Source organism: Agrobacterium sp. 22-3639C2 (assembly GCF_053522105.1).
Window position 1 is genome coordinate 164,907 of the sequence record NZ_JBNWDB010000004.1, and the last position, 12,251, is coordinate 177,157.

10 protein-coding genes are annotated in these 12,251 nt (G+C 58.7%); 8 read left to right on the forward strand and 2 right to left on the reverse strand.

Going from position 1 to position 12,251, the window contains the following annotated elements; genetic code table 11:
• The first annotated feature begins 12 nt into the window (after nucleotides 1-12).
• From ACQZ6D_RS18125 to ACQZ6D_RS18160, 8 genes are all read left to right on the forward strand, one after another.
• Complete coding sequence (locus ACQZ6D_RS18125; protein ID WP_003517012.1) at nucleotides 13-1,059, forward strand: autoinducer 2 ABC transporter substrate-binding protein; 1,047 nt, start codon at nucleotides 13-15, stop codon at nucleotides 1,057-1,059.
• Between the two features lie 71 nt (nucleotides 1,060-1,130).
• Entirely contained in the window at nucleotides 1,131-2,630 is a 1,500-nt protein-coding gene (locus tag ACQZ6D_RS18130) for a sugar ABC transporter ATP-binding protein (RefSeq protein ID WP_333717624.1), read from the forward strand.
• A 13-nt stretch (nucleotides 2,631-2,643) separates the two neighbouring features.
• Complete coding sequence (locus ACQZ6D_RS18135) at nucleotides 2,644-3,621, forward strand: ABC transporter permease (protein ID WP_003517007.1); 978 nt, start codon at nucleotides 2,644-2,646, stop codon at nucleotides 3,619-3,621.
• A gap of 14 nt (nucleotides 3,622-3,635) precedes the next feature.
• The gene (locus ACQZ6D_RS18140; RefSeq protein ID WP_003517006.1) at nucleotides 3,636-4,634 is read left to right on the forward strand and encodes an ABC transporter permease; all 999 of its coding nucleotides are present in this window, start codon (nucleotides 3,636-3,638) and stop codon (nucleotides 4,632-4,634) included.
• A 4-nt stretch (nucleotides 4,635-4,638) separates the two neighbouring features.
• Nucleotides 4,639-5,721, forward strand: a complete 1,083-nt coding sequence (locus ACQZ6D_RS18145) for an aldose 1-epimerase family protein (RefSeq protein ID WP_448730346.1) — start codon at nucleotides 4,639-4,641, stop codon at nucleotides 5,719-5,721.
• A gap of 25 nt (nucleotides 5,722-5,746) precedes the next feature.
• The gene (rbsK, locus tag ACQZ6D_RS18150) at nucleotides 5,747-6,685 is read left to right on the forward strand and encodes a ribokinase (RefSeq protein WP_112236428.1); all 939 of its coding nucleotides are present in this window, start codon (nucleotides 5,747-5,749) and stop codon (nucleotides 6,683-6,685) included.
• Nucleotides 6,686-6,704: 19 nt separating this feature from the next.
• Nucleotides 6,705-7,664 (forward strand): deoxyribose-phosphate aldolase, encoded by a 960-nt coding sequence (gene deoC / locus ACQZ6D_RS18155; protein ID WP_026330875.1) that lies wholly within the window; start codon nucleotides 6,705-6,707, stop codon nucleotides 7,662-7,664.
• A gap of 11 nt (nucleotides 7,665-7,675) precedes the next feature.
• Complete coding sequence (locus ACQZ6D_RS18160) at nucleotides 7,676-10,072, forward strand: aldehyde dehydrogenase family protein (RefSeq protein WP_162647859.1); 2,397 nt, start codon at nucleotides 7,676-7,678, stop codon at nucleotides 10,070-10,072.
• Between the two features lie 71 nt (nucleotides 10,073-10,143).
• Here ACQZ6D_RS18160 and ACQZ6D_RS18165 read toward each other — a convergent pair whose 3' ends face one another.
• On the reverse strand, nucleotides 10,144-10,374 hold the full coding sequence (locus tag ACQZ6D_RS18165) for a hypothetical protein (protein ID WP_233283723.1): 231 nt from the start codon (nucleotides 10,372-10,374) through the stop codon (nucleotides 10,144-10,146).
• A 112-nt stretch (nucleotides 10,375-10,486) separates the two neighbouring features.
• Entirely contained in the window at nucleotides 10,487-12,238 is a 1,752-nt protein-coding gene (locus ACQZ6D_RS18170) for a nitrilase-related carbon-nitrogen hydrolase (RefSeq protein ID WP_333717626.1), read from the reverse strand.
• Nucleotides 12,239-12,251: the final 13 nt, after the last annotated feature.

Below are 12,251 nucleotides of genomic sequence, written 5' to 3' on the forward strand. Positions count from 1 at the left end.
GAGGAGTTATCCGTGAACAAGATTTTCGCAACCATCGCGCTTGCTGCCACGCTATCGGCGTCGGCTGTCTTTGCGCAGAGCGCCGTCGATACATCGAAGGTCAACAAGGAATTGATCACCGCGGCGAGTGGCAAGAAATACACCATTGCGACCGTCGTGAAGGTGGATGGCATCGCGTGGTTTGACCGCATGCGCGATGGCGTCGAGCAGTTCAAGGGCGATACCGGAAACGATGTCTGGATGGTTGGCCCAAGTCAGGCTGATGCCGCCGCCCAGGTACAGATTGTTGAAAATCTCATCGCGCAGGGCGTTGACGCCATCGCCATCGTGCCGTTCTCGGTGGAAGCGGTGGAACCGGTGCTCAAGAAAGCCCGCGATCGCGGCATTGTCGTCATCAGCCATGAGGCTTCCAATATCCAGAACGTCGATTTCGACATCGAAGCCTTCGACAACAAGGCCTATGGCGCGAACCTGATGAAGGAGCTCGGCAAATCCATGGGCGGCAAGGGCAAATATGTCGCCACCGTTGGCAGTCTGACGTCCAAGTCGCAGATGGAATGGATCGATGGCGCCGTCGAGTACCAGAAGGCCAACTTCCCGGAAATGTCGCAGGCGACCGAGCGGCTTGAAACCTATGACGACGCCAATACCGACTACACCAAACTCAAGGAAGCGATGACCGCCTATCCTGATATCACCGGTATTCTCGGCGCGCCGATGCCGACATCGGCAGGCGCGGGTCGCCTGATCGCCGAAGGCGGTCTGTCGGGCAAGGTCTTCTTCTCGGGCACGGGCCTGGTTTCCGTTGCCGGCGAATACATCAAGAACGATAACATCCAGTACATTCAGTTCTGGGATCCGGCCGTTGCCGGTTATGCCATGAACATGCTGGCTGTCGCGGTTCTCGAGAAGAAGAACGAGCAGATCAAGGCCGGCCTGAATATGGGCCTGCCCGGTTACGAAAGCCTGCTGGTTCCTGACGCCTCCAAGCCACATCTGCTCTATGGCGCAGGTTGGGTCGGCGTGACCAAAGAAAACATGGACAAGTACGACTTCTGATCCGCACCACGGGGGGAGGGGCAACCCTCTCTCCTTACACCCCGTGTTTTCCAGCCTTGCACGAGGCCATTATGACTGAAAATCTGATCGAGCTGCGCCATATCGGCAAGCGGTTTGGCGGCGTGAAGGCGCTCGACGACGTGTCGCTGAGCATTCGCCCGGGAGAAATCCATTGCCTTGCCGGTGAAAACGGTTCCGGTAAATCCACCGTCATCAAAATCATGTCCGGGGTTTACACGCCCGAGGACGGCGAGATTCTGATCGACGGGAAGCCTGTTGGCAAACTCGATCCGGTAAAATCCGTTCACCACGGTATTCAGGTGATCTATCAGGATTTTTCGCTGTTCGGTAACCTGACGGTCGCCGAAAACCTGGCGATCAATACATTCTTGATGGAAGGCCGCAAGACGGTCGACTGGCGACAGGTTCGTCAGCTGGCTCAAAAGGCGTTGGACCGCCTCGGCGTGAGCATCGATCTTGATGCGGATGTCGAAAGCCTGCCCACGTCGGGCAAGCAGATCGTGGCGATCGCCCGCGCTCTCATGGCCGATGCGCGCCTGATCATCATGGATGAGCCGACGACGGCGCTAACGCGCCACGAGGTCGATGCCCTGTTCAAGATCGTGCGCGATATTCAGGCGCAGGGCATTGCCGTTCTCTTTGTCAGCCACAAGATGCGCGAGATGCTCGAAATCAGCGAGCGCCTGACCGTTTTCCGCAACGGCAAGAAGGTTGCCGAAGGACCGATTGCCGAATTCGACGAGCCGGCAATCACACGCGCGATGACGGGGCAGGAACTGACCGCCCACAGCTACCAGTGGGCTCCTCGGGAGGGCGCCGACATGCCGGTGCTGGAAGTGCGCAATCTCTCGGTTCCGGGTTCGGTGGAAAATGCCGACCTGACGCTGAGGCCGGGCGAAATCGTCGGTATTTCGGGCTTGATCGGTTCGGGTCGTACCGAACTTGCACTGGCGCTGTTTGGCATGCGCCCTGACTTTACAGGTTCAGTGCGCCTTGCAGGCCGCGAGGTTCACCCGAGGACCGTTCAGGAAGGTATTGCCTGCGGTGTCGCCTATGTTCCGGAGGACCGCCTGACCGAGGGGCTATTCCTGACACAATCGATCGAGCGCAATATCATTGTCACGTCGATTGAGAAATTTGTCCGCGGTCTTTTCATCAATCGTAAAAAGGCCGACGAAACGACCCGCGATATGTTCTCGGCCATGCAGATCGTGGCGCCGGGACCGCACACGCCGGTCAACCATCTGTCCGGCGGCAACGCACAGCGCGTGGTTCTGGCCCGCTGGCTGCTGACGGGCGCCAAAGTGCTGATCCTGAACGGCCCGACCGTCGGTGTCGATGTTGGTTCCAAAGCACAGATTCATAACATCATCCGCAAACTGGCCGAAATGGAAGGCCTGTCCGTGCTGATGATTTCCGACGATGTCCCGGAACTGGTGCAGAACTGCAATCGCGTGGTGGTTATGCACCGCGGCCGTTTCGTTGACGAATTGTCCGGAGAAGGCATGACCGAAGACGCCGTTAATGACCGGCTCAAGACGCTGAATTGAGGGGCCGCAAAACATGAAATTCTTCAGAAGCACAGAGTTTATTATCGCGGGCGTCTTGCTGGCGGCCATGGTCATTATTGGTACTATCAACCCGGCATTCTGGTCGCTGGACAACATTTTCGGGCTGCTGCGTTCCAATGTCGTGATCGGCATTATGGCGCTCGGCGTCCTGCTGGTAATGATTTCCGGCGGTATTGATGTTTCGTTCACGGCCTTCGCCATTGCAGCGATGTATCTGACTGTGCGCGCCATGGTCTATCTCGGTTATGACGGCGTGCTCGTTCCCTTCGTTGCGGCAACGCTGATTGGGCTGGCTCTTGGTGCGTTCAACGGGTTCATTATCCACCGTTTTAGGATGATCCCGCTGATCGTGACGCTTGGAACCGGATCGATCGTGCGCGGTCTGGTTCTCGGCCTCGTCGGCACCAGCATCGTCAACATCAACAAGATGCCAAAGGAACTGATCGGGTTCGGCAAAACCGACGTCATCTCGCTGACGTCGGCCACGGGATCGACTTTCGGCCTGACCGCGATGTTTGTGGTCTATATGGGTCTGGCATTGGTTATCCACCTCGTCCTCACCTACACCATGATCGGGCGCAGTGTTTATGCCTATGGCGGCTCGCCCGAAGCGGCAAAACGCGTTGGCTTCAATACGGGCGCGACGATCTTCTTTGTCTACTGCGTTGCCGGTGCGCTGGCAGGTTTCTCAGGGCTGCTGCACTCATCGATGATCTGGCTTGCCAACCCGCGTGACTTTGTCGGTCTCGAACTCGACGTGATAGCGGCCGTGGTTCTGGGCGGGGCATCGATCTTTGGAGGACGCGGCACGGTTCTCGGCACCTTGATGGGCGTGTTCATGCTGGTGATGGTCAAAAACTCACTGATCATCATGAAGGTGGACACCACCTGGCAGCGCGTCGTTGTCGGCCTGATCATCATCGTCGCCACCGCCATCACCGCATGGCGCGATCGCAAAAGCATAGCGTAACGGGAGAGCGCATCATGAAAAATTCGTTCGATATGCGCCGGCTTCTCGGCAACGACAACAACATCCTTCAGCTCCTTGTGATCACCGTCATCGTCTTCGCGCTGATGACCTGGATGAACCCCGGCAAGTTCCTGAATTATTACAACTTCGAGTCCATCAGTTATATCATGCCCGAACTGGGGATCCTCTCCATCGCCATGATGATTGCCATGCTGACCGGCGGCATCGATCTTTCCGTGGTGGGGATTGCCAATCTGGCGGGTATCATCGCCGGCGTCTATTTCCATTCCACCATGGTTCAGGCAGGGCAGTCCTCTACGTCGGGCATGGTGTTCTACACCGGTCTTGGCATCCTGCTCGCCATGGCAGTCGGCTTGCTGGCCGGTTTGGTCAACGGCCTGCTGGTCGCGAAACTGCGCATTACGCCGATCCTTGCGACGCTTGGCACAGGCCAGGTCTTGATGGGACTGGCACTGGTGATGACCGGCGGGCCGGCAATCGTCGGTTTTCCCGATGCATGGAACTGGATCGGTAACGGTAAAATCTTCGGCATCGCGACTCCGTTCCTGCTGTTCGTCGCCGTGTGCATTATCGTGGCTATCCTGCTGACGCGCTCGACGCTTGGCATCAACCTGATGCTGATCGGGACCAATCCGCGGGCAGCGGTGTTTGCCGGTATCCGCAAAGATCGCATGATGCTGTATTCCTACATGCTGACCGGCGTTCTGGCGTCACTGGCGGGGATCATTCTGTCCGGCCGAACCAACGCAGCGAAATCCGACTACGGTGCGTCCTATCTGTTGCAGGCGGTGCTGATCGCGGTACTTGGCGGCACCAATCCCGCAGGCGGGAAGGGGCGGGTTCTTGGCATCGCCATCGCGCTGATCGCCCTCATGCTGCTTTCCTCCGGCTTCCAGATGATGCGGTTCTCCAACCACCTTATCGACTTCATCTGGGGGGCATTCCTCATTCTCGTCATCGCCATCAATGCGTGGCGCAACCCCGGCAGGTGATCTCATGCAGGCGACGGAATTTCATCTCCGCAGGCAGGACTTTACAGACGTCCCGCATCTTCTGGCGGCAACGGGCGGGTTGCAGATCACCGCCTTCCGGTATCCTACCGGCATCGAGGCGCTACAGTTAGACAATCGCCACGGCCGGATCGTCATCTTGCCCTTCATGGGTCAGATGATCTGGAGCGTGGCGTTCAACGGCGTCGACCTGACCATGGGAAGCCGCTTTTCAATGCCGCGGCCGGCCGGTTCAATCGTCGAGACCTATGGGTGTTTTGCATTCCACAGCGGCATGCTGCGCAACGGCTGCCCGTCGCCGCAGGACAATCACCCCCTGCATGGTGAAATGCCCTGTGCCGCCATGGACAAGGCCGGTTTTGTCGTCGGCCACGACGCGCGCGGCGCCTATGTTCGGGTAACAGGCGAAGTTGAATATGTCATGGGCTTCGGCGCCAATTATCTCGCCCGCCCCAGCGTGACTTTGCACGCTGAAGACACGCTTTTTGACATGGTCATGGATATCCAGAACCTGTCATCAGCGCCCATGGACCTCATGTATATGTGCCATGTGAACTTTGCTTATGCCGAGGGTGCACGCATCGTTCAGCCCGTGCCGTATACGCCGGAGCAGGTGAAGGTGCGCACGGCCGTGCCCGGCCATGTGACGCCAAACCCCGATTATCTTTCCCTGCTGGAGACGCTGGCAAAGCAGCCTTCAGCCATGGAAGTGCTTAACGAGCCGCAACGTTACGACCCCGAACAGGTGTTTTACATTAACGGCCTGCCGACGGACGGCGAGGGGCTTACGCATCTGATGATGCAGCGGCGTGAGGGCGATGGCTTTGCCATCTCCTATCCGCTTGCGGCCTTCCCGAAGACGGTGCGCTGGATCCTGGTCAATGGGGATTCGCAAGTTGCCGCATTTGCCCTGCCGTCTACCTGCGAGCCGGAGGGCTATCTGGCGGAGAAGGCCAAGAACAACGTGCAGAGCCTGGCACCGGGCGAACGCAGGGCGTTTCCGGTACGGCTCGGCTATCTCGATTGCGCTGCCGCCGATCAGTTCGGCGCCAGGATCAGCGCCCTTTGAAACAGGATATCCAGGGAATTTCGGCATGAGCAAGAAAATCGGGGTCGTAGGCTCCAACATGGTCGACCTTATCACCTATGTGAACCGTATGCCCGGACCGGGCGAGACGCTCGAAGCTCCCGCCTTCGAAATGGGTTGCGGCGGCAAGGGCGCCAATCAGGCGGTGGCTGCGGCGCGTCTTGGCGCTGATGTCATGATGGTCACCCGGGTCGGTGACGATGTCTTCGGCGACAATACCATTCGCAATCTCGAGAGCTTCGGCGTGGATACGCGTCACGTGGTGAAGGTTGCCGGCAAGTCCAGTGGCGTCGCGCCGATTTTCGTCGAGCAGTCGGGCGAGAATTCGATCCTCATCGTCAAGGGCGCCAATGCCGATCTTCTGCCGGCAGAGGTCGACAAGGCGGCCGCCGATCTGAAACAGTGCGGTCTGATCCTCATGCAGATGGAAGTGCCGGTTGAGACAGTCTATCACACCATCGAACTTGCGGCCCAAAACGGTATCGAGACGATCCTCAATCCTGCGCCCGCCGCTGCCAATCTCGATCCGGAGCGTATTCGCCAGGTAACGTTCCTCGTTCCGAACGAGAGCGAGCTGGCATTACTGTCCGGCTTGCCGACCGAGACCGACGAAGCAATCATCACTGCCGCCCGTTCCCTGATCGCACGCGGTATCCGTACCGTCATCGTGACGCTGGGCGGACGTGGCGCGCGCGTAATTACGTCAGATGAGATCGTCAATATCGAGCCCGTCAAGGTAACGCCGAAAGACACCACCGGCGCTGGCGACGCCTTTATTGGCTCCTTTGCCCGCTTTTATGCCGAAACGGGAGAGGTCGTGTCTTCACTGAAGAAGGCATCTCTCTATGCGGCGCATTCCATCACCCGTCCCGGAACACAGAAGGCCTATGCCAGCATCGAAGAGTTCGAGGCATTCTGCCGCGAACATGCCAATGCCGCAGCCTGACCAGAAGAATGGACAGAAAATGAGCGAAGCATTCCCCAGAAACAACGGCACGGCTCTCAAACCGGAATGGTTTGAAGATGTATCGGTCAATCGCAGTGCCTCCGAACGGCGGGCAGCAACAATCACCACCCGGCGCTCGGTCAAGAAGGAATATCAGGTTGCCTGGCAGATCAAGGCGATTACCTGCATCGATCTGACAACGCTGTCCGGCGACGACACGCCCGGTCGTGTGCGCCGACTGTGTGCGAAAGCGCGACGTCCGGTTCGGGACGATATTCTTGAGGCACTCGGTCTTGCTGACGCCGGTATCACAACCGGTGCCGTCTGCGTCTATCCGACCATGGTGCCCCATGCCATCAAGGCACTGGAAGGCACGACTATTCCGGTCGCATCGGTGGCGACGGGCTTTCCCTCCGGCCTCACTCCGCTACCGCAGCGGCTGGCAGAAATCCGCTATGCCGTCGAGCAGGGCGCTAAGGAGATCGATATCGTTATTACTCGCGAGTTCGTTCTGACGCAGAACTGGACCGCACTTTATGACGAGATCGCCGCGATGCGTGAAGCCTGTGGCGACGCCCATATGAAGGCTATCCTGGCGACGGGTGATCTCAATACGCTGACCAATGTCTATCGCGCCTCGATGGTGGCGATGCAGGCGGGGTCGGACTTCATCAAAACCTCGACCGGCAAAGAGGAGGTCAACGCCACTCTGCCGGTCAGTCTCACCATGGTGCGTGCGCTGCGCGACTACGGCGAACTGACTGGCCAGATGGTCGGCTTCAAGCCTGCAGGCGGCTTAAAGACAGCGAAGGACGCGTTGTCGTGGCTGACGCTGATGAAGGAGGAGCTGGGCAATCGCTGGTTGGAACCGGACCTGTTCCGCATCGGCGCCAGCTCGATGCTTGGCGATATCGAGCGGCAGCTCGAACATTTCGTAACCGGTCGCTATTCCAGCGCTCACCATCACGCTGCTGCATAAGGACTGAAAAAATGCGACCCATCAAGGAAATTTTGGAAACCATGGAGTATGGACCTTCCCCCGAAGCCAATGGTGATGTGAAACAGTGGCTCGACGCGCATGGACGCTCGTTTGGACATTATATCAACGGCCGGTTCGTTTCTCCGGAGGGCCGCGAGACCATTTCCGTGTCAAACCCCGCGAACGGGGATAAGCTGGCGGAAATCATTCGCGGCAATGAGGAAGACGTCGATCAGGCGGTCAAGGCCGCCCGCACGGCCTTCGCAAAATGGTCGAAGCTGTCGGGTCACGAGCGCGCTCGTTACCTCTATGCCATTGCCCGACATGTACAGAAGCGCGAGCGCTTCCTGTCCGTTCTGGAAACGATGGACAACGGTAAGCCGGTTCGCGAAACCCGCGATATCGACATCCCACTCGTCGCCCGCCATTTTTACCATCACGCCGGATGGGCCGAAATGGTGGAAGACGAGTTCCGTGGTTTCTCGCCGGTCGGTGTTTGCGGTCAGGTGATCCCGTGGAATTTCCCTCTGCTGATGTTGGCCTGGAAAATTGCGCCGGCGCTTGCTGCCGGCAATACCGTGGTACTTAAGCCTGCAGACCTGACACCGCTGACCGCTGTCGCCTTTGCGGAAATCTGCCACGAGGTCGGCCTTCCCGCCGGTGTCGTCAACATCGTGCAGGGCGATGGCTCGACAGGCGCTGCAATCTGCGGCCATGACGGCATCGACAAGGTTGCCTTCACCGGCTCCACTAAGGTCGGTCGCGTTATTCGCGAGCAGATTGCTGGTTCGGGCAAAAAGCTGTCGCTGGAACTGGGCGGCAAGTCACCATTCATCGTTTTCGAGGATGCGGATCTCGATGCGGCGGTTGAAGGTGTTGTTGACGCGATCTGGTTCAATCAGGGCGAAGTCTGCTGCGCCGGTTCCCGCCTGCTGGTGCAGGAAGGTATTGCCGATAAATTTTATGCACGGCTGAAAAAGCGGTTGGAAACCCTGCGGGTCGGCGATCCGCTCGACAAGTCGACCGATGTCGGCGCGATTGTTTCGGCCACGCAGGTGAAACGCATTACGGATCTGGTACGCAAGGGCGTGGAAGAGGGCGGTGAACTCTGGCAGAGTTCCAACCCGTTGCCGACCACCGGCAATTACGTCGCTCCCGGCTTCTTCACCGAAGTCGATCAGGCATCGACGGTTTGCCAGGTGGAAATCTTTGGCCCGATCGCCGCGGCGACCACCTTCCGCACGCCGGATGAAGCTGTTTCGCTGGCCAACAACACCCGTTACGGCCTCGCCGCCTCCATCTGGTCGGAAAACATCAATGTAGCGCTTGATCTGGCCGCCCGCGTCAAGGCAGGCGTGGTCTGGATCAACTGCACCAACATGCTCGATGCCGGTGCAGGTTTTGGCGGCTACCGCGAAAGTGGCTTCGGTCGCGAAGGTGCGCGCGAGGGGCTTTACGAATATCTGGCGGCAGACTGGGAAAAGAGCCTGCCGGTGACAAAGCCCGCTGAAGCCTTCACGCCATCTGCATTGCCGAACGCTGACAGCAAGATGGCGATCGATGGCCTTGATCGAACCATGAAGAACTATATCGGCGGCAAGCAAGCCCGCCCCGACGGTGGCTACAGTTATTCGGTGACCGGCAAGGGCAACGCCGTGATTGGAATGGCCGGAATAGGCAGCCGCAAGGACATCCGCAATGCTGTGGAAGCAGCGTCCAAGGCAGGCAGCTGGAGTTCCGCAACCGCCCATAACCGTGCTCAAGTGCTCTATTATCTTGCAGAGAACCTCGATGCACGGCGTGACGAATTTGTCGCCCGCATCATCGATAGCACCGGTGTCAGCGAAAAGAAGGCGAAGGACGAAGTCGACGCATCTCTGCGCCGTATTTCCTATTATGCCGCCCAGGCAGACAAGTTCGATGGCGCCGTGCACTCCACCAAGTCACGTCACGTCACGCTTGCCATGAACGAGCCCTGGGGCATCGTCGGGATCGTTTGCCCCGATGAGGCACCCCTCCTGTCGCTGGTGTCGCTGGTGCTGCCTGCAATCGCCATGGGCAATCGCGTTGTGGTGGTCCCGTCGTCTCGCCATCCATTGATCGCCGGTGATTTCTACCAGGTGCTGGACACGTCGGATATGCCCGGCGGGGTCATCAACATTGTGACCGGCGAAAGCGATCTGCTTGCAAAGACACTCGCCGAGCATGATGACGTTGCGGCTGTCTGGTATTTCGGCTCGACAGAGGGAAGCACGATGGTCGAGCGTGCTTCTGCAGGCAACCTGAAGGCCACCTGGGTCAATAATGGCCGTCAGCCCGATTGGCTAAATCGCACCGAAGCGCAGGGTCGTGATTATCTGCGCAGGGCGATCCAGGTGAAGAACATTTGGGTGCCATACGGAGCCTGACCGGCATTGTGCACGGGCGACAACTGACAAAATGGCTTACGGAGGCCAACGGTCTCCGTAGGTTTTTTGAGTTATACTAATTGCTGCAACCGCATCTTTGCCCTGTTGGTCAACCTGGGAACGTCATTGGCGCAACTTCTGGGTTTCGAGCGGAACGAGGGACTGCGCTGCAGCCACTTGCCGGTTTCCGGCGGATCGGCGATGACGCCAGTGAAAATTGATGTTCCAGCGCCAGTCTGAACGAGGCTGGCGAGGGGCGGCTGATCAAGTCCCGCCTTGACGACCCCACCGTCGGAAATCACCAGGACACGCGCTCCGAGCTTGGACTTGAGCTTTGAAAGCCTTGCGCTGCAGCCCGTCCCGCAATTATCTGCGGGACGGGCGTGAACGTGAATGTCAACATTGTGCCGACCTTTACTGATGCCATTTGACGAGAGGCTGATAGTGATGCGGCTGACGCATGACGACAAGGTCTTTTCGCCGGACGATGTTCGTCGGATATGGCGTGTCGAGATTGGTGGTATCGACAGCCGCAGCGGCAATCCCCTCCTCATCCAGGATCGCCGATTCCTGACGTGGAAAAGCAAAGGAATCCGGCCCGAATACCGCACTCTTGCCCAAATAACCCTTTTCCTGGTCCAGCACATTGGCGAAGGCGAAATAGACGTTGTTTTCGCCGCCGCGAACGCGAAGCGCATGCCAGTGGTAGGGATCGGCGCCCTTTGGGATCGGATAGTTGTGCGGGATTTTCGTACCGCCATGGCTGCCGGTGAAGGTGCCGGCGACCGCCGAAGGGCAGGCAACAAGATCGCATCCCATGAGTGAAAGCGAACGGATGGCTTCCGGATAAAGCGCGTCGTGGCCAATCGCCAGGCCCACCCGGCCGATGGCAAGGTCGTATATTTTCCATTCGTCGCCGGCCGTTGCCCAACTGTCGGCGACGCCCAGATGCGTCTTGCGATAGCTGCCCACCAGCCCCTCCGGCCCTGCAAGGACCACGCTGTTATAGATCCTGTCTTCGTCCGCTTCGGCAAATCCGGCGACGATATAAAAGCCGAGCTTCATGGCCAGACGAACGAAGGCGGATACGGTGGGACCAGACAGTGGCTCCGCCCGCGTTTGCGGGGCCTCAAGTCCGGTCAGCGACAGTTCCGGGAACACGAGAATGTCCGGCGCCGTTGTCGCCTTAGCCTCGTTTGCGAGCCTTGTTATGTGGGCAATATTGTCTGCAATGACCGAGGTTGGCGCGAACTGGGCAACGGCTGCACGCGATCTGCGTCCGCGCGGGATTGGCTGATAGCCATAGAGGCGGAAGTAATCGCCAGGGTTCCAGGTGAAACTGTTGGTCATCATGTTCATGTAGAGCTCGGGCCGGCGCGTCTTGAAGACCGGTTCGCTTAAGACCTCGCGGCGACGGGCACGGGCAAGATCGACCTTGCCATAGGCAATTCCGTCGCCTGTGTCGATGGATGCGGCAACCGTTCCGTCGGGCTCGATCAGGCAACTTCCCCCGGAAAACTGCACGGTTCTTTCCAGACCCCACCGATTACTTTCGATGACGTAGCAGGCATTTTCGAAGGCGCGGTTGATCCAGTAGGGAGCGGGCGCGCGCTCCTGCAGCCAGTTGGAGATGTGGCATATGATGTCGGCACCGGCCAGAGCCTCTAGCCGCGCCGTCTCGAAGAAGTGCAGATCCATGCACACCAGCATTGAAATACGTCCGATCTCCGTTTCGAAGACCTCGTGCACGATGTCGCCATTGGCGGCCCATTTTGGCTCGGCGATATACGGATGCGACTTGCGGTGCCGACCAACGATGCCATCCGGACCGATCAGAACTGCCGTATTGTAATAGAGATCGCTCGCCGGATCGACTTCCGGCATGCCCACGACGATGTAGCAGCGGTGTTTGCGGGCAATCGCCTGGAAAACATCGGTGGTCGGTCCGGGGATCGCCTCGACGAAGGGCTTCACTTCGGCCCTGTCGAACCAGCAATAGCCTGTCGTCCCCATTTCGGGGGTGACGATCAGGCGGGCGCCGGCCTGCGCCGCTTCCTCGCAAAGGGCGCTCAGCCGGCTGATATTGCGCGCCTTTTCGAAAATGGTCGGTTCGAACTGGATAGCGGCGGCGGTGTAGCTCTGTGTCGGTGTCATGATTGTTCCCATTGTCTTATGAAAG